The 22,781-nt window shown below is 58.4% G+C and carries 24 protein-coding genes; 13 read left to right on the plus strand and 11 right to left on the minus strand.

Annotated features, from left to right (window positions below; genetic code table 11):
• The first annotated feature begins 12 nt into the window (after positions 1-12).
• Both ACZ5C3_RS19095 and ACZ5C3_RS19100 read left to right on the plus strand, forming a co-directional pair.
• On the plus strand, positions 13-489 hold the full coding sequence (locus ACZ5C3_RS19095; protein ID WP_464032134.1) for a thiol-disulfide oxidoreductase DCC family protein: 477 nt from the start codon (positions 13-15) through the stop codon (positions 487-489).
• A complete protein-coding gene (locus ACZ5C3_RS19100) occupies positions 490-2,184 on the plus strand; it encodes a DUF4166 domain-containing protein (protein WP_464032136.1) in 1,695 nt (564 codons plus the stop codon).
• Here ACZ5C3_RS19100 and ACZ5C3_RS19105 read toward each other — a convergent pair.
• From ACZ5C3_RS19105 to ACZ5C3_RS19120, 4 genes are all read right to left on the minus strand, one after another.
• Complete coding sequence (locus ACZ5C3_RS19105; protein WP_464032137.1) at positions 2,163-2,801, minus strand: TerC family protein; 639 nt, start codon at positions 2,799-2,801, stop codon at positions 2,163-2,165. The genes ACZ5C3_RS19100 and ACZ5C3_RS19105 overlap by 22 nt on opposite strands.
• A gap of 225 nt (positions 2,802-3,026) precedes the next feature.
• Positions 3,027-3,377 (minus strand): hypothetical protein, encoded by a 351-nt coding sequence (locus tag ACZ5C3_RS19110; RefSeq protein WP_464032139.1) that lies wholly within the window; start codon positions 3,375-3,377, stop codon positions 3,027-3,029.
• A gap of 158 nt (positions 3,378-3,535) precedes the next feature.
• Positions 3,536-4,264, minus strand: coding sequence for a hypothetical protein (locus ACZ5C3_RS19115; RefSeq protein ID WP_464032141.1), 729 nt, complete (start codon positions 4,262-4,264; stop codon positions 3,536-3,538).
• A 219-nt stretch (positions 4,265-4,483) separates the two neighbouring features.
• Positions 4,484-4,684 (minus strand): hypothetical protein, encoded by a 201-nt coding sequence (locus tag ACZ5C3_RS19120; RefSeq protein ID WP_464032143.1) that lies wholly within the window; start codon positions 4,682-4,684, stop codon positions 4,484-4,486.
• A 143-nt stretch (positions 4,685-4,827) separates the two neighbouring features.
• Here ACZ5C3_RS19120 and ACZ5C3_RS19125 point away from each other — a divergent pair, with 143 nt between their 5' ends.
• Positions 4,828-5,844 carry a DUF2336 domain-containing protein gene (locus ACZ5C3_RS19125; RefSeq protein ID WP_464044216.1) on the plus strand — a complete coding sequence of 339 codons (1,017 nt, stop codon included), beginning with the start codon at positions 4,828-4,830 and terminating at the stop codon, positions 5,842-5,844.
• On the opposite strand, the gene ACZ5C3_RS19130 is transcribed toward ACZ5C3_RS19125, so the two are convergent.
• From ACZ5C3_RS19130 to ACZ5C3_RS19140, 3 genes are all read right to left on the minus strand, one after another.
• On the minus strand, positions 5,845-6,192 hold the full coding sequence (locus ACZ5C3_RS19130) for a DUF1491 family protein (protein WP_464032144.1): 348 nt from the start codon (positions 6,190-6,192) through the stop codon (positions 5,845-5,847).
• 204 nt (positions 6,193-6,396) lie between these two features.
• Positions 6,397-7,035 carry a peptidoglycan-binding domain-containing protein gene (locus ACZ5C3_RS19135; RefSeq protein WP_464032146.1) on the minus strand — a complete coding sequence of 213 codons (639 nt, stop codon included), beginning with the start codon at positions 7,033-7,035 and terminating at the stop codon, positions 6,397-6,399.
• Positions 7,028-8,779 carry a PAS domain-containing sensor histidine kinase gene (locus tag ACZ5C3_RS19140; RefSeq protein ID WP_464032147.1) on the minus strand — a complete coding sequence of 584 codons (1,752 nt, stop codon included), beginning with the start codon at positions 8,777-8,779 and terminating at the stop codon, positions 7,028-7,030. The genes ACZ5C3_RS19135 and ACZ5C3_RS19140 overlap by 8 nt, the downstream gene beginning before the upstream one ends.
• Before the next feature lie 538 nt (positions 8,780-9,317).
• Here ACZ5C3_RS19140 and ACZ5C3_RS19145 point away from each other — a divergent pair.
• Both ACZ5C3_RS19145 and ACZ5C3_RS19150 read left to right on the plus strand, forming a co-directional pair.
• Complete coding sequence (locus ACZ5C3_RS19145; protein ID WP_464032148.1) at positions 9,318-9,761, plus strand: DUF5330 domain-containing protein; 444 nt, start codon at positions 9,318-9,320, stop codon at positions 9,759-9,761.
• 75 nt (positions 9,762-9,836) lie between these two features.
• On the plus strand, positions 9,837-10,262 hold the full coding sequence (locus ACZ5C3_RS19150; RefSeq protein ID WP_464032150.1) for a SufE family protein: 426 nt from the start codon (positions 9,837-9,839) through the stop codon (positions 10,260-10,262).
• An 81-nt stretch (positions 10,263-10,343) separates the two neighbouring features.
• Here ACZ5C3_RS19150 and ACZ5C3_RS19155 read toward each other — a convergent pair whose 3' ends face one another.
• Both ACZ5C3_RS19155 and ACZ5C3_RS19160 read right to left on the minus strand, forming a co-directional pair.
• Positions 10,344-10,760: a Ros/MucR family transcriptional regulator gene (locus ACZ5C3_RS19155; RefSeq protein WP_464032152.1), complete on the minus strand. Its 417-nt coding sequence runs from the start codon at positions 10,758-10,760 to the stop codon at positions 10,344-10,346.
• Between the two features lie 154 nt (positions 10,761-10,914).
• A complete protein-coding gene (locus tag ACZ5C3_RS19160; RefSeq protein WP_464044217.1) occupies positions 10,915-11,913 on the minus strand; it encodes a hypothetical protein in 999 nt (332 codons plus the stop codon).
• A gap of 326 nt (positions 11,914-12,239) precedes the next feature.
• Between ACZ5C3_RS19160 and ACZ5C3_RS19165 the strand changes: the two genes are divergently transcribed.
• Together ACZ5C3_RS19165 and ACZ5C3_RS19170 are read left to right on the plus strand one after the other, a co-directional pair.
• Positions 12,240-13,889 carry a glycosyltransferase family 39 protein gene (locus ACZ5C3_RS19165; protein WP_464044218.1) on the plus strand — a complete coding sequence of 550 codons (1,650 nt, stop codon included), beginning with the start codon at positions 12,240-12,242 and terminating at the stop codon, positions 13,887-13,889.
• A 124-nt stretch (positions 13,890-14,013) separates the two neighbouring features.
• A complete protein-coding gene (locus ACZ5C3_RS19170; protein WP_464032154.1) occupies positions 14,014-14,796 on the plus strand; it encodes a class II aldolase/adducin family protein in 783 nt (260 codons plus the stop codon).
• A gap of 77 nt (positions 14,797-14,873) precedes the next feature.
• Here the strand turns inward: ACZ5C3_RS19170 and ACZ5C3_RS19175 are convergent, their stop codons facing one another.
• Together ACZ5C3_RS19175 and ACZ5C3_RS19180 are read right to left on the minus strand one after the other, a co-directional pair.
• Positions 14,874-16,274 (minus strand): M20/M25/M40 family metallo-hydrolase, encoded by a 1,401-nt coding sequence (locus ACZ5C3_RS19175; RefSeq protein WP_464032156.1) that lies wholly within the window; start codon positions 16,272-16,274, stop codon positions 14,874-14,876.
• 27 nt (positions 16,275-16,301) lie between these two features.
• Entirely contained in the window at positions 16,302-17,933 is a 1,632-nt protein-coding gene (locus ACZ5C3_RS19180; RefSeq protein ID WP_464032157.1) for a helicase HerA-like C-terminal domain-containing protein, read from the minus strand.
• Between the two features lie 473 nt (positions 17,934-18,406).
• Between ACZ5C3_RS19180 and ACZ5C3_RS19185 the strand changes: the two genes are divergently transcribed.
• From ACZ5C3_RS19185 to ACZ5C3_RS19210, 6 genes are all read left to right on the plus strand, one after another.
• A complete protein-coding gene (locus ACZ5C3_RS19185) occupies positions 18,407-18,586 on the plus strand; it encodes a hypothetical protein (protein ID WP_464032159.1) in 180 nt (59 codons plus the stop codon).
• A gap of 21 nt (positions 18,587-18,607) precedes the next feature.
• Positions 18,608-19,015 carry a DUF4332 domain-containing protein gene (locus tag ACZ5C3_RS19190; RefSeq protein WP_464032161.1) on the plus strand — a complete coding sequence of 136 codons (408 nt, stop codon included), beginning with the start codon at positions 18,608-18,610 and terminating at the stop codon, positions 19,013-19,015.
• Positions 19,016-19,097: 82 nt separating this feature from the next.
• Positions 19,098-19,955 (plus strand): dihydropteroate synthase, encoded by an 858-nt coding sequence (gene folP, locus ACZ5C3_RS19195; protein WP_464032162.1) that lies wholly within the window; start codon positions 19,098-19,100, stop codon positions 19,953-19,955.
• Entirely contained in the window at positions 19,952-20,317 is a 366-nt protein-coding gene (gene folB, locus ACZ5C3_RS19200; RefSeq protein ID WP_464032163.1) for a dihydroneopterin aldolase, read from the plus strand. Before folP ends, folB begins: the two co-directional genes overlap by 4 nt.
• A 6-nt stretch (positions 20,318-20,323) precedes the next feature.
• On the plus strand, positions 20,324-20,815 hold the full coding sequence (folK, locus tag ACZ5C3_RS19205) for a 2-amino-4-hydroxy-6-hydroxymethyldihydropteridine diphosphokinase (RefSeq protein WP_464032164.1): 492 nt from the start codon (positions 20,324-20,326) through the stop codon (positions 20,813-20,815).
• A gap of 87 nt (positions 20,816-20,902) precedes the next feature.
• Entirely contained in the window at positions 20,903-22,780 is a 1,878-nt protein-coding gene (locus tag ACZ5C3_RS19210; protein ID WP_464044219.1) for a methylmalonyl-CoA mutase family protein, read from the plus strand.
• Position 22,781: the final 1 nt, after the last annotated feature.

Here is a 22,781-nt window from a genome sequence, read left to right on the forward strand (position 1 = left end):
TAGATTGCCGCAATGGACAGCCGCATCGCTCCCTCACCTGGTGCTACCGAAGCTTCGGTATCAGTCACGCCCGTAAACCCCGATGGCCTTATGGTGTTTGACGGTGTCTGTAACTTTTGCTCGGGATACGTCCGGCTGGTGCTGATGATGGATCGCGAGGGTATCATTCGCTTCACGCCCATTCAGTCCGAATACGGACGGCTGCTGTGCAAAAAGCATGGCGTCGATCCCGATGATCCATCGACCTTTCTGTTTTTCGACCATGGCAAGCCCATCGGCGGCACCGACGGGATGGCTGCAATGCTCGCTCGGATGCCACTACCCTGGAGAGCGTTGCGCGCACTCATAGTTATTCCGCGACCCATCCGGAACGCTATGTATCGCTGGACAGCCCGCAACCGTTATCATCTGTTGGGCAAACGGCGGGAGTGTATGATCCCGTCGCCACATGTGCGCCAGCGTTTTGTCACCGAATCACCGGCTTGCTAGATGATGCGGCGCGTTTTGTTGATTGGTGCGACGGGAGTATTTGGGAGCCGCCTGGCTGCTCTTCTGGCAACAATTACGAACATCGAACTTGTATTGAGCGCGCGAGGCCTGGCTGCTCTCACCAAATTACGAAACAGTCTCATCGACCAAAATCCTACAGCCCAAATCTCCGTTCAGCAATTCGATAGATCGCATCCGGACGGCATTGCCAAAATAGCACCATGGCTTGTCATCGACACGGCCGGTCCTTTTCAGGAGAGCGATTATGTTCTGGCGCAAGCTGCCATCGGTTGCGGTGCGCACTATATCGACATCGCCGATGCGAGAGCTTTCGTGGCAAATTTTGCAGAGGCTCTGGGTGCACAGGCACGCACGGCCGGTATTCTCGCTGTTACCGGAGCAAGTTCTACACCCGCCCTTTCGCATGCCGCGTTGGCATCTCTGGTCTTCGGTTGGCGTCGCATCGACGACGTGATCGTCGCGATTTGTCCCGGCGCCAAAACCCCACGTGGGCTTTCAGTTGTTCAGGCCATTCTCTCCTACGCCGGTCGGCCTGTCCGCGCTTTCAGCAATGGACAATGGGAAAACTCGTATGGATGGTCGGGAGCTCGCCACCTCGATATTCCTGGCCTCGGACAGCGATGGGCGTCGCTATGCGAAACACCCGACCTTGACCTATTGCCCGCTCGCTTCCCCATTCAGCGGAATGCATTGTTTCTGGCGGGTGTCGAGCCTGGCTTTATGCACCTTGGCCTCACGGCGGTGAGCTTGCCTGTACGATGGGGACTCATCCCCTCATTGAAGCAATTGGCGCGGCCATTACACTTCGTCGCCGGCCTCCTCGAGGTATTCGGATCGGACCGCGGCGGAATGCTGGTGCAAGCATCTGGTGCAGATCGCGATGGCCAAAACATCGTTGCGTGCTGGTCCCTGCTCGCAAAAGATAACGCTGGTCCGAACGTGCCCATAGCCACCGCAGCAGCAGTGGTGCGCGGCCTGCTGGAAAATCGGATCATGCAAACCGGCGCTCAGGCCTGCGTTGGCCTGTTTAAACCGGGAGCCATCCTTTACGAATTGCGACATCTCCCCATAACCACGCGGGAAGATGAGGCATGGTCGAGCCATCCCATCTTGTTGCGCCGGTTGTTAGGACGGCACGCTGATGATCTTCCGCGATCGGTTCAGTTCGTCCACGATCAGGCCTACGCGGCAAATTTCACCGGCACGGCCATTGCTCGATCCGGCCGTGGATTGCCGGCTCGTCTGCTGCGTTGGCTCGTAGGGTTGCCGAGAAGCGGCCGTTATCCCGTCACAGTGCAGATCTCTCCGGACGCAACCGGAGAAACCTGGATGCGTCAGTTCGGCCAAGCGCAATTCAGTTCACGTCTGCGGAGCACGTCGAACGTTGGATCATTCGAAGAGCAGTTCGGGCCACTCAGATTCACTTTCGATTTGGCTCGAACCAAACGCGGTGTCCGCTGGCAATTTCTCCGCTGGTCGTTCCTCACCGTTCCGTTGCCCTCTTGGGCGGCGCCGAAAATCAGAGCCATCGCGGAGGATGCAAATGGCGATTACCGTTTCCGCGTAGCCGTGCTGCATTCGTGGCTTGGGCTGTTGTTTGCGTATCGCGGGACGCTCGCTGTCAAGCAGGAGCATCCCGCACCTCACGCAATTTATGAAGCGACGCGCGGATAGACTTCGAGCATTCCGCGATAGATCATGTCACCCGCGACGTAGAGAATGACCGCAAGGCCGACATAGGCAATCCAGCGATGGTTCTGCAGCAGCCGCGCGATGAACGAAGCCGCAATACCCATCATTGCAATGGAAAGCGCCAGACCGAAAACCAACACCCACGGATGTTCACGCGCGGCGCCTGCGACAGCCAGCACGTTGTCGAGTGACATCGACACGTCAGCCACGATGATCTGCCACGTCGCCTGAGCGAGCGTCTTGCGAGGCACGTCACCGGTTTCGGAGCCAATCGAAATGCCTTCGGCAACTGCCATCTCAGCATGTGCAGCTGATGCCCGTAGCTCCCGCCACATCTTCCAGCAGACCCACAACAGCAAAATGCCGCCTGCGAGAAGCAGGCCGACAATTTGCAGCAGCTGCGTCGTCAAGCCCGCGAACACAATTCGCAGCACTGTCGCCGCACCGATGCCAATCAGAATCGCCTTGGTGCGCTGCCCATGTGGCAGGCCTGCAGCGGCAAGACCGATGACAATGGCGTTGTCACCCGCAAGAACGAGATCGATGATAATGACCTGAAAAAGTGCCGTCAGGACGTCAGCGGTAAGAAAATCAAACATGAGCCGGGCTTCCCTTGTTTAAGGAAGAGCGGCCTCCTATCGCAGGCTTGTATATGCGACATCACAACGACGTTCTCGATGCCGGCGGTCAGCCGAACAACGCTTCACGTGCAACACGCTAATGTCGCATATCAGAAAGGGGCCACTCCAACTGAATTCCAGTCCGACATCGCAGCCTGCTGGCTGCCAGAGGGGCCCGGCCTGGTAGGTGTTTAGTATCTCCTGCTACTGCGTGTTGGTTCGACGTTCGAACAGATGCTCGAATAATTGTGTAACTTGATCGGGTTCGCCGAGTACGGATGCTGCACAGCCGGTCAGGACGAGCCCACCAGCAACATCCCACAATGTCAGCTTCTCCGGATCGCTCTCAGTCCTCACTGAGCAAGCCAGTACCACTGCCACTGCCGCGCCCGAAAACAAAAGAACGCTAAACGCCGGCAGAATGAGTTCCATCTCTAGCGAATACACGATCAACGCAGCGGGAACCGCGAGCGCGACACTTAATAGTGCCAGCAGCCCAGATGACTCGCTCGGATGCAGAATCCAATTTATCCGATGCTTGATGGAACCACTCACTTCATGCCTCTTCGAGCAATTCACATCGCTTACATTGACGCGCATCACTGCGCGTCTCTCAAAATTTCATGACCTCAGTATAGAGAGAACATCCGATTACACGTTGAAACAACGCGACTTTCAGCCGCACATTTCGCGGTAACGTGTTGCTGCGTTGATTAACCGCCCACCCGAAGCGCACGGCCAACAACGGCAGGCGCTGTTGTCCATGCCGCCGATGCGCGATCCGACAATTGCGCGATGAGACGATCTGCATCTGCCGCCATAGCGTCGGGCGCCTGAATCACGAGACGCTCGAGCGCCCAGCGATAGGATGCAACGCGCTGCTGCAAACACTGTTGCGCCCACTGCACCACCAGGACATTTTCCCGCATGCGCGCCTGCGCATCATCACGCTCACGTGGAGACAGCTCGGTGATGTAGCTCAGAGCCTTGTTGCGCTTGATGTCGAGATCGTTGACGCGTTCGGCAACCGGAAGCAATTGATCCAGCATGTAGCCGTCGTTGCGAACATCCTCCATCAGGCCGGCGTAAGCAGAAGCTTGCGAGCGATGAGGCTCATCGATCATGCGGCGGCCGTAAAGCGTGCGGTCGAAAAAGACCTTCTGGCGCCACGGCGCCGGGATCGGCTTGTAGTCGCCAAACACAGCTTTCCATGCCGGGCGCGTGTGTGGCGGCTCGATAAAATAGTATGCGTAATCGCGCAGCGTCCGCTCGTAGTCGGTCAACTGAAATTGTGACGGTCGCCCGCCGAGGCTGGTGGTCGCCTCGATGCCGACCCAGCTGTGCATGTCCTCGTGATAAAAGGACCCCTGCGTACGACCGAAATCGTCACCCGGACAGGCCAGGCTCGCAACGAACGGCAGAAGATAAAGCGGATTGCACATTGTAGCCCGGCGCTCGGTGTTGAAGATCCGGCGTCACCGCCGAACCGGTCTGATTGCTCTCAATGTGGCGGTTCAGAAGTCCGCATCATTTGTGCGGCGAGTCCGGAAGGCGGACTTCTGAACCAAAGCCACACTAGATCTATAACTTGCTAGTGTCCTTCGATTCCGAACTCGCAAATGATGGTGCCGCGCAAGGATGCGAACTTCGGAATCGAAACACTAGGAACGAGCCCTGCGCTTGCGTCGGCGTCCCGTCGTCCCTTCCTTCGGGCCGCTGTCGCCGCGCGTTTCTTCGTAACGTTCGATTCTCACAACAGGAAGGATCACAACTGTTGCACTTCCCTCACGCGGTACCTGATACGCGCTTTCTCCCTGGCGTCGCGCTGCGGCGCCCACTGGGAATTCAACGACAGTGCCCATCTCAACCACTCTCTGCTGGCCGCCCCCTAAACCTCGCAAGGCCCTGCGGCGCACGGTCATTAAGGACAAACGTGGTTAACGGCTCATTAATGAGCGCGCGATAACGTCGGGTTAAGATTTAACTCCGGCTGCGCAGCACTGGCATGACGGCACCTGCAATCCCTAGTGGCCTCGACGGCCTTTTGAATTTGTCTCAGCGGGAGGGAGTCGACATCCGCCCGACGCTCCTGCGTGTGCTGACCGATCTCTATGTTCAGACCCGCGATCACACCCGCGACGAGGAGCGGCAATATGTTGAACTCGCGTCAAGGTTGATCGACGAGGTTGACGACGCGACACGCGCGGCCATTCGGGCTCGCCTGTCGATCTATCCGCAGACCCCGACAGCGCTGATTTGGAAATTGAGGCTGAGGCCCCCTGCCGAGCCGCACACGAATCAGTTCAGCCAGACGCAGGGTTACGCTGCAAACCAGCAGCAGGACGAGATCTTCGAAATCGATGTCGAGCCTGACCTGGAGGACCTTGAAATCGTGTCCGAGCCGGAAGTCCGGATCGCGCCGACGCTGTCGATGCAGCCGGAAGACGCTTCGAAATTGGTCGATGTGTTTCTTGCCGCGGGGCGGAGCGAACGTACGCGAATGCTGTACGGCCTGACGGATGCGCCGCTCAAGCCATCCCCACGGATCGATCCGCGGCGTGCAAGGCGTGCAATTGCTGTGCTTGAACAGGCTGCAATGGCCGCGGATACACTGACGTTCACTGCAGAGCTTGCCGACTCGTTGATTCTGACGGCCCGCGTCGCTTCGCAGATCGTTGACGACGCGGAAGGTGAACCGCTCGCCTGCGCCGCCAAGGCGCTCGGCATGCCGTCCGACGTCTTTCAGCGCGTCCTGCTGTTCCTCAATCCGAGGCTCGGAACATCGGTGACCGACGTGTACCGGCTTGCTCGCCTGTACGACACAATCAGCGAGCGAGCCGCCCTGATCATGCTAACAGCGTGGCGTGGCGCGACCGTTGCAGCGACCCGCGCCAAATACCGCCCCACCCTTTACGACGACGAACGGCAGCGTGCCCGATCGACCACGTTGGAGACCCGCTCGACACCACAGCCGTCCGCCACAGTGGTCCGCAACGCCACTGTCGGTCCAACAAAACGCTAGTTAGCTTTTCGCCAAATCGAGGAAGTGTCTTCCCGCCTTGTCCTCGATCTCGACGATCCAGACGTCGGGATCAAAGCTAATTTCCTTCGCCAAACGAGCTTCTATCACCTGTTCTTCAACGGGCTGAGGGGGCGACGGCGTGAAGACGCGTTCAACCGGCCGGCTCTCGTCATAGGCTGTTTGTGGTGCCGGTACGTACAGCCACGCAGTCCCATCCAGAAGAGCGAGCTTGACGAAAACAGCGCCAGCCTCCTCGGCGCCACGCCTGCGCACTGCGCCGAACACTCCTTCACTCTGACATCGCCGCAGATATCCAGCGACCCAGATAGATGATTTTAGACGCGACATTTAATGAGCCAGTTGACGACGTGAAGCTGTGACATGCCGAACATATCAGCGGATGTCATGGCGTTGGCAGCTTTTTTCCAGTTTTCAAATCTCGACCGGCACCGCCTGCCCCTGAGCACGCAGCAGGGGCGCAATCCGCAAGCCGTTTCAATGGCCCGCTATTGGAGATGCTTGATGGTCAAAGGATAGAACCAGTGCCGCCGCTTATTCGATCGGTTTGCCGGTCAATACGACGAGATCCTTGATCAAACGATCCGAAATCTGACCCGTGATCGGCAGCTTGCGATCTTTTTCAAACTTCTGGATTGCCGCTTGCGTTTCGGGTCCAAACACCCCTGTCACCTTGAACTGCCCATAGCCGTAGTCAGTCAGCGCTCGCTGGACCGCCGCAATCCGGCGTGTGGAGTTGATCAGATCGCCAACCGGATCCGCCCGATGCGCTGTTGCGGCCGCGGGGGCGCGTGACGCACTCGAAGGCGGAGTTGCAACCTTCGCCGGTGCCAGAGTTGGCGCTGGCGCTGGCGGCTCAACCGGCGAGACGTCGGATGGCCGAAGGTCGGCCTCGGCGGGGCGAACCCGCGGAAGCGGAGCCGAGATTGGGGCTGGAGATATAAACGCCGCGCCGAACATGGGCGACGGATGCCGACCAGCCTGAAGGAACAGCGCATTGGTCATGATGGCGACAACAGCAGCTAGGGCGGCAGCAGCCGCGATCGTGTCCTTCGGACTATGCAGCAGCACGCGCATGATCAGCCCACGCTCACGCTCGGGCTCGATTGCGACGGCTGCTGCAGCCCGGCGACGGCGCGGCTTTTCTTCATCTGCTGAAATACGCTTAGGCACTTTTCTTCACCTGATAGTCTTGTTTCTGGACGCGCTGGGTCGGCGCGAGAGTTGCCACATTGCTCGCGTTGCTGAGCACGGGCGGTGTATAAGCGAGCGGCAATGCGACGGTAACCGTGGTGCCCTCATCGATTTTGCTCTCGACGGTCATGTCCCCGCCGTGCAGCCCCACCAGGCTTTTGACGATGGACAAACCAAGCCCCGTTCCTTCGTGGCGGCGCTGATAGGTCTTCCCCGCCTGGAAGAACGGATCGCCAAGCCGCTTGAGATCTTCTGCTTCGATACCAACGCCGGTATCCATGACACGCACCATGAGGCGCGGCCCTTCGACCAACGCAGTGACCGTCACCGTACCGCCGCGCTCAGAGAACTTGATCGCGTTGGACAGCAAATTGAGGAGGATTTGCTTGAATGCACGCGGATCACCATTGATCTGCGGCAAATCCATCGGCGCACGGGTGACAAGGTCGATGCCACCTTCGCGCGCCTTGAGCACCATCAGATTGCAGCAACTGACGAGCGATTCTCTCGGAGAGAACAGCTCCGGCACAATTTCAAAATTTCCGCTCTCCATCTTCGACATATCGAGAATGCCATTGACGACAGAAAGCAGATGTAATCCGGACTCGTTGATGAGCTTGGCATACTCCTTACGCCGCGCAGCATCGATCATCATCTCGTCTTCATGGACGATCATCTCGGAGAAGCCGATAATGGCGTTCAACGGCGTGCGCAGTTCATGGCTCATTGTGGCGAGGAACCGCGACTTCGTTTCCCCTGCCCGCTCGGCTTCGTTTCGAGCCGCCTCGAGTGCCTGCTCCTGAATCTTTCGCTCGGTCACATCGCGCATCACTGCAACAACTTCGACACCGGGCTCCGCATGCGGCCCCGAGATAAAGTCGATCGGCCGGCAGCGCATCTCGATCCAGATGAATTCAGCTACCGAGGTACGCGACAATGCATCGCGTTTGACGCGGAATTCAACGCTGCGCTCGCTTCCGCTACGCGCCGCTTCCGATAGCGCCGTAAGGTATGAAGGGCGATCTGCAACGTGAACCCGGTCGAATAATCCATGCTGCAGCAAACGTGCAGCCGGCGCACCCAGCAACGCCTCTGCTGCCGGAGAAATGAACTGGATCGCACCGTTGCGGCTGTGTCGGGAAATGACGTCGCTGATGTTGCGGGCTAGAAGACGATAGCGCTCTTCTTCTTCGCTCAGCAACTTCTTGCTCGTGCGGGCCAGAGTCTCTGCGCTGAACGCAAGAGCCGCAGCATACATCGTTGCGGTTGCAATGCCGATCGTGGCGAAGAATGAATTGAAGTGCTGCGGAACTTTCGACGCAGGCAGCACTCCGAGCGACTCCATGGCGACCAGAGCCAACGCGCAACCGAGCGCGAGCACCACGGCGGTAGCCACGATACGGCGCGACGCCGATAGCGCCGCTTCAAGCGGAACAGCAATGAGCCAAACGGCGGCAAACGATGAAATGCCACCCGTATGGATGCAAAGAATCAAAACGACCGCGGCAAGCGACGTTGACGAGAGAATATGGGCGCTTTCGTAGTGGCCGGTTCGCGACAGATAGTACGAGATCAGAATCGGCACGATCAGCCATGCGAAAGCCATCACCTCGATGACGGTCGGCGCGCCACGAACTGCAAGATAAAGTGGGAGCGACGCGAGCGCCACGAGACTTCCCAACAAGCGAGGAGCGATAAAGGCGCGATGTCGCGCGCTCGTCATCGCATCTCGCCGTGCTGACGGATGCAGCAGGGTGTCCAGGTGGTCCCGTATGATCGCAAACACTGTCACGCTTTAATACTCACGTTCGGCTCTCACGTCAGCGACGCATGCCGGAACGCCCCCTTTATTCGTTGCCGGATGCTGTCAGAGCGAACTTAAGCGAACACTAAGGGACACTGGCAATCGCGGCTTGCGGCCGCTGAACACCCGGTTTTGCGCACAATCCGCGTTGCATTTGACGGGAATGGTGAACGCGAAGTTTCCATCGGGACGCCGGTATGGTTTCGAAATGGTGGACAATGCTTTGGCAATGATCATCCCGACGCTTCATACACACTTAACGATCCTCGCACTGGTCAATTGAAAATTTACGCCAAATGAAACGATTCGAATTTTAGACAAATTGAAGTTGGTCAAAACACCGGGGATTTAACCGGCCCTGCTAAAGAACAGGCGAGTTTGAAAATAACCAGTAGCAACATGAGTGCTTCAAGGGGAATGAAGCGCTTCATCGGGTACGAGATCGACGGGGTTTGAGATGTTCTTTCTGCTTCGCATGGCATTCTGGCTCGGGCTTGTGCTTGTGCTGCTGCCAACAGACAAGACGCCGGACGCGGATAAGGCTCCTGAAGTGGCGACGTCGGATGCCATTTCCGCTGCCACCGCTGCGGTCTCCGACATGAGCCAGTTCTGCACACGTCAGCCGGCGGCTTGCGCTGTAGGTGGTCAGGCGGCGACGGTTATTGGCGCGCGTGCTCAGAACGGCGCCAAAAAGGTTTATCACTTCATCACGGACAAGACCGAGAACAAGACTCTGATCGGTCCCGAGAAGCCGGAGAAGAAATCTCCCGATCACACCGGCTCCATCGCCTCGCTGGATGACGATGCTGACACCAGTGGCATCACGCATCAGACGCTCACGCAGGAAGACCTGCAGATGGAATGGCAGCCTCCCGCTGCGGAGCCTGTTCCGGCTCCGTAAAAACGCCGTCCCCGATATGGCTATCGAAGGCCTTCGATCTCATATAAGGGTTCTGCCCATGAGATCGGAACTATCATGACCATTGATGAAATCAGGGACAATTTTGCGCTGCTGGAAGAGTGGGACGATCGCTATCGCTATGTGATCGAGCTCGGCCGGACTCTTGATCCGATGACCGAAGAAGAACACTCCGCTGCCAACAAGGTCCAGGGCTGCGCCAGCCAGGTCTGGTTGTCTCGTGACATCGATCGCCAGAACGGCGAACCCGTGCTGAATTTCAAGGGCGACAGCGACGCGCATATCGTCCGTGGGCTGATCGCAATCCTGCTGGCACTTCAGTCCGGAAAGACCGCGCGCGCAATTCTCAGCGCCGACCCTATCGCCGTCTTCGACGAACTGGGTTTCCGCGAACATCTGACACCGCAGCGATCCAATGGTCTGCGGGCAATGGTCGAGCGCATCAAGAACGATGCACGCGCGACACTGGCGGAAACGTCCTGATCCCAGGCTCAGAGCCGCAATCCGAATCACAACCGGCACCAGCAGGCGACGACGAATAGGGAAACATTCCCATTCAGCCCCTTACCGGCCGCGGCGGCGGCGCTGTTGTCCGAGCCCCATCTTCTTGGCGAGATTTGACCGGGCAACGGCGTAATTGGGGGCGACCATCGGATAATCTGCCGGCAGGCCCCATTTTTCCCGGTACTGCTCTGGCGTCATATTGTACTGCGTCCGCAAATGCCGCTTCAGCGACTTAAAGCGCTTGCCGTCCTCGAGACAAACCAGATAGTCCGGCGTCATCGATTTCTTGACCGAGATGGCCGGCTTAACCGGCTCAAGTGCGGCTTCAGTGCCACCGGTAGAGACCCGTAACAACGCTGCGTGAATTTGGCTGATCAGCGCCGGGATCTCGGCAGCGGTCGTCGTGTTGTTGCTGACATAGGCCGACACGATTGACGCGGTCAGGTCGACAAAACTCTTTACAGACGTCTCGCTCATCTTATTTCTTTCGGGCGTTCAAATCCGACGGGCCGAACAACTCCCGCCGATCGACGATTTGTTACCGATTATACTTTGCGATTATGGGGAATATTGCAGATCAGACAAGTAAAACACCGTTACATCGATGTTTATTTTTCAGCAGAGCGGGTTTTTAACCGCGCTGGTCCAGGTGGGCTCGCAGCTCCTCAATGGATGCGAAACGAACCATGCCTTCGGGCATCTGCGCCTCGATCGAGCCATCGGAATACAGCGAATAGGCCATCGAATCGACGACACCGGATTTCACGACGGTGACCGACTCCGTCTCAGCACGCTTCGGAAGCTGATACCGCTCGCGGGGCGCTTGCGGTTCGTTGTTCTCAGATGCGGATGTTCGCGAGAGACGGCTCGTTCGCAACGAGGTTGGATCGCGCCGCGGCCGCTCGCGCTGTGGCCAGGCGGTCTCAAACAGGTTTCCTGGCTCAGGATTGGTGTGTTGCGAACCAGCTTCTTGCCCTGACGAGTCCTCGGCTGATTCCTGATGGGTGGAGGCCTCTTCGGCAAACGATTCCTCTCGGACCTCCACTTCGCGCGGGGTCTGCTCCCGTCGTTTGGACGAAAACAACAGGTTGCGGCGCTGTCGTTGTGCGGAAGATGAACCAGCTTCGGATGTTTCCGCCGCAGCGGCTGAACTGCGTGAGCGATTCTGATCGTCCTGCCACGGTGCTGCGGTATCGCCCGCGGGCTCGGATTCCGCCGAGCGTGACGCCTGCAACGGCTCCTGAGACAAACGATCTGCGAAGTCTGGGGCATTTCGAGACCGATCCCGAGAAAACAGCATATCGTCCCGGTTTGCGCGTCCAGTCGGCACAGGCGGCACTGCCTCCGGAGTATTTCTCCCAGACCGGATGACATCCACCAGGTCTGTGGCCTCACGGCTTCCCGCCAAGGGCGAAGCAGCCGGAATGCCACTCTCGAGCCGCCGGGTGAGTGCTTTCAGCTCCCGGCCCACGAAATAGAGCCCGATCAACAGCAGACCTGTGCAAGACGTAACCGTTCCGGCAACGATCATGGTGTTGCCGAAGCTGAATTCTTTGATCGGAACTCCGAAGAGGATCGTCAGAAGGCCAATACATAGAACGACCGTTCCGCCGATCAACAGCGCAATCATTACAAACTCCCAAAGCTGCGGGAACTCGCGCCGCAGTGCATTATAATACTTTCATATTATTCCGATTACCAATTGGTAACTTTATGCCCCTCCGCGGATAATTCCTCGCGGCGCTCAGATGTGTCAAAAAAAGCCCGGCAACCGTCTGGTTCAACGGTACGATCTACAGGTCATGGAAAAGATTTTACCTTGCCGTAAATGCTGCATCGCATCAGGAAAAAATGCGCCACAATTGGCAATTACTTCAACATCTATCTGAGATACATTGTTCCCGGGGAATGGCCTTTGGTCAACAAGGCACGGGACACCGGGTTTACTAACTGATCATGTCATCCATCACGACATCAGCGTTCGATACGCCTGCGCGGCGCTCGATCGAACAGGTATGTGACGATCTCGCCATTGCCGTTCTGGCCGTGGTTAGCATTGTTGCAGGCCTGACGTTCCGTGACTACGGCCTCGGCTGGGACGATTATACTCACGCAGAGTACGCCGATCTGCTGCTGAAAATGTTCAGCAGCGGTTTCACGGACACCAGCGCGCTGTCGTTCGCCAACCTGTACATGTATGGCGGCGGCTTCGACATGGTCGCGGCCTTGCTTCACAAGGTCATTCCGCTCGAACTCTTCGAAACCCGGCGACTGCTCGGTGCAATCGTAGGCGTCATTGGCCTTGGCGTCACATGGCGATTGGCGCGGCGGATCAGCGGACCGATCGCTGGTCTCGCGGCATTGGTGCTGCTCGCGCTTTGCCCAATCTTTTACGGGCACATGTTCATGAACCCGAAGGATGCGCCGTTCGCTGTCGCGATGGTGATCCTGATGCTCGGTCTTGTCAGGCTGGCACAGGAATATCCAGCACCATCGCCGCATACGGTCCTGATCATCGGACTGGGCGCCGGTCTCTCTATCGGCTCGCGTATTTTGGGCGGCCTGGCTCTGGTTTACGCCGTGGCAGGATTCCTGCCGATCTGGATTTCCGATATCCGCGAACAGGGCGTGCGTGAAGCGGCACACAGGCTTGGACATGTTCTGTACGTGCTGCTGCCGGCTGTCTTGCTTGGCTATCTGATCATGGGGCTCATCTGGCCATGGTCAATTATCGAGCCGGCCAATCCGTTTCGCGCGTTGACCTATTTCTCTCACTTCTTTGAGAAGCCATGGAAGGAATTGTTCGACGGCGCGATTGTTTCTGTGCCGGACATGCCGTGGTCGTATCTGCCGACGCTATTCGCGCTGCAGCTCCCTGAGGTCATGCTCGCCCTGCTCGGGGCCGGAGTGGTCGGTACGCTTGTGTCGCTCACGCGCGGCAATGTCGATGCCAAGCGCAAAGCCATTCTTTCGATGCTGACGCTCGCCGCGATGCTTCCTCTGCTTATCGCGATGGTGAAGCGCCCCGCCCTTTACAACGGCATTCGCCACTTCATCTTCGTTATTCCGCCAATGGCGGTTTTGGGGGGCGTGGCGTTCGCCACCGTTTTCGACTGGCTGCGAGAGCGAGGCTGGAAAGTTCAGGCTGCTTTTATCGCGGTTTTTATTTTCGGCTTGGGGCTGCCGTTCAATGAGATGATCCGCCTGCACCCCTATCAATACACACACTTCAACCAGATCGCTGGAACGGTTCGCGAAGCAGACAGCCGTTATATGCTCGACTACTGGGGACTTGCGCTCAAGCAAGCATCGGAAGGCCTGCGACAGGAGATCATCGACCGGCAGGAAGTTCCGCCGCGCAATCGCAAATGGCGGGTCGCGGTCTGTGGACCTCAGCGCCCTGCGCAGGTGGCACTCGGCCCCGACTTCACCATCGGGTGGGATAGCCATGCGGCCGATTTCGCCATGACGCTCGGGGAGTTCTACTGCAAGGGATTGAATGCTCCCGTGGTCGTCGAGATTAAGCGCGACGACGTAGTTTTCGCCCGCGTCTACGATATCCGCGGCAAGAGCATCGCAAGCTTGCTGGCTATTCCCGCACCTTAGTCGCGATCAGTCTCGGCATAGCCGCCGTGCAACGAGCGCGTGTTGCTGGGACGACCTCCCGGCGCTAGCCTGCATCAAAGCTCATGACAATCTGGGCTCAATCAAACTGCGGGAGAAACGTTCCATGTCGCCAGCCGAAGCCGCTCGCCTGAAAGAAGTCCAATCCACGATGTCTGAGGCCGAGTGGTCCCAGCGCGTCAACTTGGCTGCCGCCTATCGGTTGGTTGCGCTGTATGGATGGGACGATCTGGTCGACACTCATATCTCGGCGCGAGTCCCGGGCCCCGAGCATCATTTCCTGATCAACCCATACGGCCTGATGTTTGATGAGATCACCGCATCAAGCCTCGTGAAGGTTGACCTCGACGGCAACCAGCTGACGCCGAGCGAGTACAAGATCAATCCTGCAGGCTTTACAATTCATTCCGCGATCCATGAAGTTCGTGAAGACGCGGGCTGCGTGATGCATCTGCACACCCCGGACGGCACTGCTGTTGCAAGCTGCATGGAAGGCCTGTTGCCGCTCAACCAGACCGCTCAGCTCGTCACCGGCGACCTCGCCTACCATGACTATGAAGGCATCGCGCTCGATCACGACGAGCGCCCACGCATTCAGAAAGACCTCGGCGAAAAGAACATCCTGTTGCTGCGCAATCACGGCACGCTGACCGTCGGCCGCTCGGTCGCATCGGCATTCGAACGCATGTATCACCTGGAACGCGCATGCACGATGCAGGTTCGCACCCGCATGCTGGGACCAACGGCCTATCCGGTCGACAAATTGGTGATCGAAAAGAATGAGGCGCTGGTGAGCGATCCAGATCGTTCCGACCTGCGTTCAACGAAGCTTGTCTGGCCCCCGCTGCTGCGCAAGCTTGACAGGATCGATCCCAGCTACAAGAATTAATTCGTCAGCCTCTACACTGACCGGACTGCGAACGCCGCCCAATTCCGGGCGGCGTTTTTACTTTTGCAAGTCAAAGGTCAGCTACGGGCGTCTGCGAAGGCAGCCAGAATGCGCGCCCACGAACGGATGCCCTTGTGGAAGCTCTGGAGGTCGTACTTCTCGTTCGGCGAGTGGATGTTGTCATCCTCAAGCCCGAACCCGATCAGTACGGTGTCGAGGCCAAGCGTACGCTTGAAGTCAGCGACGATTGGAATGGATGCGCCGGAGCCAATCAGCAGCGCCTCCTTACCCCATTCATCAGTCAGAGCGCGCTTCGCCGCCGCGAGCGGCTTCATCCCCCAATCGAGAGCGATGGCCGGCGCGCCCGCATGATCGATAAATTCAGCAGAGCAATCCCCAGGCAATCGAGCCGTGACAAAATCGCGGAAGGCCTTGCGGATCTTCTCGGGGTCCTGTCCCTCCACGAGGCGGAATGACACCTTGGCTGAAGCTTCCGCCGGAATAACGGTCTTCGACCCCTCACCTGTGTAGCCACCCACGATCCCGTTGATGTCACATGTTGGCCGGGACGATATCTGTTCGATCAGCAGACGATCCTTCTCACCGGCTGGGACGGAAAGACCGATGGGCTTGAGGAAGGATTCGGACGTGAGATTCAATGCCTTCCACTGCGCCAAAATGTCCGGCGGCAAATCCTTTACGCCATCATAGAAGCCGGGAATGGTGATGCGTCCATTCTCGTCGAACAGGCCACCGAGTATCCGCGTCAGCACGCGGATCGGATTCTGCGCTCCGCCACCGAAAATGCCGGAATGAAGATCGCGGTTTGCCGCCTTGATCTTGACCTCGTCGTACACGAGGCCACGCAGCGACGTGGTGATCGCCGGCGTGTTGGGATCCCACATGCCGGTGTCGCACACCAGCACGAAGTCAGCGGCAAAGTCTTTCTTGTGCTTGTCGAGAAACGGCCCGAAGTTCTTCGATCCAATTTCTTCCTCGCCTTCAATCAGGATCGTCACGTCCAGCGGCAAAGACCCAGTGACATTCTTCCAGGCGCGGCAAGCTTCGACAAATGTCATGAGCTGACCTTTGTCATCCTCAGCACCGCGCGCCACGATGATCTTGCGGCCATCCTTATGATTGGTCACCACCGGCTCAAACGGCGGACGATGCCAGAGATCCAGCGGATCGACCGGCTGCACATCGTAATGTCCATAGAATAGCACGTGAGCACCACCTGCGCCGTTGCTTGTCCCCACGATCGCCGGATGACCTGCGGTTGGGCGAACCTCGGTCGAAAAACCGATGCTGGCAATATCAGCCGCAAGATGATCCGCCGCCTTGCGGCAGTCCTCGGCGAAGGCAGGGTCGGCTGAAATCGACTTAATCCGCAACAGCGCGAACAAACGTTCAAGGCTCTTGTCGAAATCAGCATCGATGCGCGCAAGCACATCGGGAAGCGCGGCAGTCTTTGTCATCATCGGACTCCAGATTCTAGAAAGAGATTATCGGCGCAGCAGTCCGCCAAGCGCGCCACGCACCAGGGCGCGGCCGACCGACCCGCCAAGTGAGCCGCCCACGGACTTGCCGAGATCGGACACCACGCCCCCGAGCACTTTGTTGGTCACGGTGCGCGTCACGTCCCGGGCGATGACTTGCGTCGTCGATAGCCTTTTACCGCGCGGGGTATCGGTGCCGAAGATCGATCCGACAATCGAACCGAGCTGCCCGAGCACCCCGCCCTCCGAAGCTTCTGTTGTCGCTGCGCGACCTGCAACGCGCTTCTGAAGCACCTCATAGGCAGATTCGGAATCGACGGTGGTGTCGTATTTCCCCTTCACGGGGCTCGCAGCCATGATCGTCTTGCGCTCGTCCGGGGTGATCGGCCCGATCCGAGCGGTCGGCGGGCGAACCATCACACGCTCAACCATAGCGGGTGTGCCGTTCCCCTCAAGGAAAGACACAAGTGCCTCGCCCTTGCCGAGCTCGGTAATGACCTGGGCCGTATCGAGTGCCGGGTTGGGCCTGAAGGTATCGGCAGCAGCCTGAACCGCCTTCTGATCACGCGGCGTGAAGGCACGCAGAGCATGCTGAACACGGTTGCCAAGCTGGGCAAGGACTTTATCGGGCACGTCGATGGGGTTTTGCGTCACGAAATAGACGCCGACGCCCTTGGAGCGGATCAGGCGCACCACCTGCTCGATCTTATCCATCAGGGCTTTTGGCGCATCATTGAATAACAGGTGCGCCTCATCAAAGAAGAAGACGAGCTTCGGCAGCGGCACGTCGCCGACTTCGGGAAGCTCCTCAAACAATTCCGACAACATCCAGAGCAAGAACGTCGCATAGAGCTTCGGATTCTGCATCAGCTTGTCTGCGACAAGGATGTTCACCATCCCCCGGCGATTGGAGTCGGTCCGCATGAAATCCTTCAGTTGCAACGCCGGCTCGCCGAAGAACTTGTCAGCCCCCTGGTTCTCAAGCACAAGCAACTGACGCTGGATGGTACCAACCGTCTGTTTGGAGACGTTGCCGTACTGCGTGGTCAATTCGTCAGCATGCTCGGCAACGAAGGCGAGGATTGCGCGCAAGTCCTTCATATCAAGCAGCAGCAAGCTTTGTTCATCTGCCACACGAAACGCAATGTTGAGGACGCCCTCCTGAACATCGTTAAGGTCCATCATCCGCGACAGCAAAAGCGGTCCCATTTCAGAAACTGTCGCTCGAACAGGATGGCCCTGCTCGCCAAACACATCCCAGAAGACCGTCGAGAATTGGTCGGGCTGAAAGGCAAGCCCCATTTCCTTGGCACGGCTTAAGATAAAGTCCTTGGCCTCTCCCATCTCGGAGATACCGGACAGATCGCCCTTGATGTCGGCGGCAAAGACCGGCACCCCGGCACGCGCAAAGCCTTCCGCCATGACCTGAAGAGTAACCGTTTTGCCGGTCCCTGTCGCACCGGTCACAAGGCCGTGCCGATTGGCAAGCGCCAGTGTCAGGAAGGCAGGCTGCTCACCTTTGCCGATGAACATCATCGTGTCGGTATCGGCCGATACCGCACTCGTAGCGGCAGCAGGCGGCGTGGTCGCTGTCGCGGATTTCGACGTTGAAGCGGTCTTGGAGGTTTTCTTTGCCATTGCCTTGTCTCTCGCAGGCCATCGATACCATCGGTCAGGCCGACGCATCATAACGCGTTGGAACTCATCTTGCAGGCGGCAATTGAGCGGTCAACCCGCGACGATGGAATGACCAAGCATAAAGTATTATCGCTTCTGCACGTTATTCAGTTCCGGATCAGCCAATAATACAATCCGATAGCGCCTTCCTCGTCGCCAAATCGCGTGCTGTTGGTTGCGACACACCATTTTTTGAAACGATCGCATCCGCTTCGCGTACCTTGATGCATTTCTAAATCGGAAATGCAGGCATCGAAGCCTGAGAAATGCAACAAATCGGCAGGCACTCTTGCATCGCGGCAACACTCCACGGGCGATCGAACTCAAATAAGCGAGTCAAGCGCAGGCATTGCTTGATATTCATATCGCAGGCGCTCAAGATAAAATCATAAGCAAAACATCCGGACACGTAACCGGAACCGACGGGGCATCTGATGGACGGGCTGACTGATCAGCTGGCTGGTAAAGCTGGCCTGCATGGCTATGTGTCGATACGGAACGTCGATATCGGCGATCTTCAGAACTTATCCTTCAATCTCCACACCAATCGGCAGGGTCATTCCGGAAGAAGCCTGAGCGCTGCCGGAGCGCGGCATCTTTTTCATTTTGCTTGAAATCATTTTCAGTACGAGTCCATGACATATTCCATTTCAAAGATCGACGGACTGGGCCCTCAGGCCCAGGCCAAACTCAAAGCGGAAGGCATCCGCACAACGGCTGCCCTGCTCGAGCAGGCGAGTACTGTAAAGGCTCGCAAAGCTCTTTCCGCAAAAACCGGCATCGGCGAGCAGCAACTGCTGGCTTGGGCCAACATCGCGGACTGCATGCGCATCAAGGGCATGGGCAAGGCCAAGGCGGAGTTACTTCGTGCCGCCGGCGTCAATACCGTCCGCGAGTTTGCACTCCGCAATCCCGAGCGCCTCGCTCAGGCGATGAAAGACGCCAACGACAAGCGTAAACTTGTCCGGGTGCTGCCCTCGGAGAAATCCGTCGCACGACTGATCCAGACTGCACGCAAACTGCCTCTGAAAATCAGCTATTGAGGTCACGGGATCGTAATTCCCGCTTCCCGTTCAGCTAACGCGACGGCTTGACTCCGTGTAACGGACCGCGCAAAGCCACCCCATGATGGCGGCACCGTCCAAATCATCCGAGACGCCTGCATCGCGGCAACACGCGCTGTTGCAGCCCCTGCTCGCGCGCACCTTTCCGGCCGTCATGGGTGTGCTCAATGTCACACCTGATTCATTCTCGGATGGTGGGCAGTTTACAACACTCGATCAGGCTCTGGCTCAGGCGAAGCGTATGATCGCCGAGGGGGCGGATATTCTCGACATCGGAGCGGAATCCACCCGCCCCTATGGCTCGGAGCCGGTCTCGGCAGAGGATGAACGACAGAGACTGCAGAACATCCTGCCGCAAGTGGTCGCCTTGGGACTTCCTGTTTCCATCGACACCATGAAGGCGGCGGTCGCGGCATGGGCGCTCGGCCAGGGTGCCCGGATTGCCAATGACGTGTGGGGCTTGCAACGCGATCCTGAGATGGCGCACGTGGTCGCAGACCATAACGTGCCGATCGTCGTGATGCACAACCGCGACACAGTCGATGCCAATATCGACATCATGCAGGATCTAAGCGCCTTCTTCGGCCGCTCACTCGATATCGCGGCGAAAGCCGGCATTTCGCAGAAAAATATCGTGCTCGACCCAGGTATCGGCTTCGGCAAAACGCCCGAGCAGAGTATGACGGCGCTGGCCCGGCTCGATGAACTGAAGCAGTTCGGACTTCCGCTGCTTGCTGGGGCTTCACGCAAACGATTTATCGCCACTGTTATACCGTCGGAGCCACATCAGCGACTTGGCGGCTCTATTGCGGCACATCTGATCGCTGCTCAGCGCGGAGCCCGCATCATTCGCGCGCATGACGTGGCCGAAACTGTCCAGGCGCTGCGGGTGGCGGCGGCAATCGAGGAAAAAAGATGAGCGACACGATCTTCATTAAGGGGCTTCTGATCCACGCGCGCCATGGCCTGCTGGAGCATGAAGCGGAGGTCGGTCAACGCTTCGTCATCGATCTCGAACTCTCCATCGATCTCGCGGAATCTTCGTTGACCGACAAACTCGCCGATACGGTTTCTTATTCAGATGTGGTGGCAAGTGCCAGCGCGGCATTCAAAGGCCACAATTATTACTTGCTGGAGCGGGCCGCGGGTGCCGTTGCGGAGGCTATCCTCTCGACGTTCGATCGGATCAGCGCCGTCAAGGTCACCGTGCACAAGCCCCACGCCCCGATACCCGCAATCTTCGACGACGTCGGCGTGATCATCACGCGCAGCCGGTCCTGATTTTCAATGGCCAGCGTCCTGATCGCACTCGGTGGTAATGTCGGCGATGTCCGCAGCACATTCCGCAAGGCCATCGCCAATATCTGCGGAATGGCACAGGCCGCTCTGATCGCGCGATCGGCTGATTACATCACGCTACCGTGGGGCGACGAACAGCAGGACCGTTTCGTCAATGCCTGCATCGAGATCGAAACTGATCTCGATCCGCACGCCCTCCTCTTCACGCTGCACAAGATCGAAAAGAAGTTCGGTCGCGACCGGGCGAATGAACGGCACTGGGGGCCGCGCACGCTGGATCTGGACATGATCGCTTATGATGATGTTCGCCTCGACAAGCCGGACCTGACATTGCCTCATCCGCGCCTGTTCGAACGTGCGTTCGTACTGGTTCCGCTGGCGGAGATCGTCCCGGATCGCGTGATCGCGGAGCAGACACCCCGTCAGGCGCTCTCCCGGCTCGCGGTCGAAGGCATCGAACGCTTGCCAGACCTGCCCTGAAAAGCCCAAACAATCATTTGGCTTACGTCCCTCCTCGTGGCATTTTCCGGCTAATCAACAACAGGCTGCCGGGAGTTAACCTGCTGAATGTCCACGGAAACTGACGATCTGCGGCTTGCCGCCGACTTCGCGCCAGCGTCGCACGACGACTGGCGCAAGCTGGTCGATGGCGTGCTCAAGGGAGCCCCTTTCGAAAAGCTGGTCGGTAAAACCTACGACGGTTTGCGGATCGACCCGATCTATGAGCGGGCAAAGAATGCAACCGTTGTCCCCGGCCGTACCCCAGCAGCACCGTGGCAGATCATGCAACGCGTCGATCATCCCGACGCTGCAACCGCAAATGCACAGGCCCTGCACGATCTCGAAAACGGTGCGACAGGTCTGACGCTCGTGTTCGCCGGCGCCAAAGGCGCCCATGGGACCGGCCTTGAACCGACGGCTGCGGCGCTGGCCCGCGTGCTCGACGGCATCTACCTTGATGCCGGTATCGGCATCGAGTTTCAGATCGGTCCGCAAACCCGCGACATGCCGGTGCATTTCGCAGCACTGCTGCAACAGAAAGGGATTTCACCCGACAGCGTAGACGTGCGCTTCGGACTTGATCCGATCGGTGCGACGGCTACGTGGGGCAACAGCCCCTATCCATGGTCGGATATCGCCAAGGTCTTTGGTGCTGGGATCGCCAAGTTCGCAGCTCAAGGATTTCATGGACCATTTGCTGTTGCAGATGGTCGCGTGGTTCACGATGCGGGCGGGACCGAGGTTCAAGAACTTGCCTTCGTGCTTGCAGTGGCTGTGGCCTATTTGCGTTCGATTGAAGCAGCCGGCGTGCCCCTGGATGCGGCCCGGCGGATGATCTATGCCCGCCTCAGCGCCGACGCGGATCAATTCCTGACCATGGCAAAATTCCGCGCGCTGCGATTGCTGTGGGCGCGGGTCGAAGAAAGCTGCGGGCTTACACCGGAGCCAATGTTTATTGCAGCAGAGACCGCATGGCGGATGCTGACGCAGCGCGATCCCGACGTGAACATGCTGCGCGCAACCATCGCAACGTTTTCGGCCGCGCTCGGCGGCGCCAACAGCATTACCGTGTTGCCTCACACCTTGGCGCTTGGACTGCCCGATGCCTTCGCGCGGCGCATTGCGCGCAACACGCAACTCGTACTGCTGGAAGAATCCAACCTGGAGAAAGTTGCTGATCCCGCCGCCGGTGCGGGCGGCATCGAGGCGCTGACCCGGCAGCTTTGCGAAGCGGCATGGGCACAGTTTCAAGAGATAGAAAAGGCCGGCAGCGCATTCGCTGCTCTCGAACAGAATATCATCCAGAAGAAAATCGCCACCGCCCGTGCCGCGCGCGACGCAAACATTGCGAAGCGCCGCGACGTCCTGACCGGCGCGAGCGAATTTCCGAACCTTCACGAGAGAATACCGGCAGTGCTGGATGCCAAGCCGGTCGAACTTCCCTCCTATGGCGAAGCCAAGACCACGTTCGACGCGCTGTCCCCTATCCGCCTTGCGGCGCCGTTTGAAGCCTTGCGCGACGCGTCCGATGCGGTGCTGAAAGCGTCAGGATCGCGCCCCAAGGTGTTTCTTGCCAATCTGGGGACGCCTGCGGACTTCACTGCGCGTGCGACCTTCGCCAAGAGTTTCTTCGAGGCAGGTGGCATCGAGGCCGTCGATACCAATGGTTTTTCCGAACCGGAGAAGCTCGCAGCTGCATTCAAAGAGGCAAATGCGTCCCTGGTGTGCCTGTGCTCCTCCGATAAGACTTACGCTGACCAGGCCGTGGCGGCGGCGCAGACGCTGCAGACTGCGGGCGCCAAGCACATCTATCTGGCCGGACGCCCGGGCGATCTGGAGGCCGATCTGCGGACCGCCGGGGTGAACGACTTTATTTTCGCCGGGGCGGATGCGCTTGCGACATTGCGGGCGGCTCACGATATTCTGGTTAGACGGCAAAACTGAC

The organism is Afipia dichlorophenoxyacetatis (assembly GCF_055386385.1).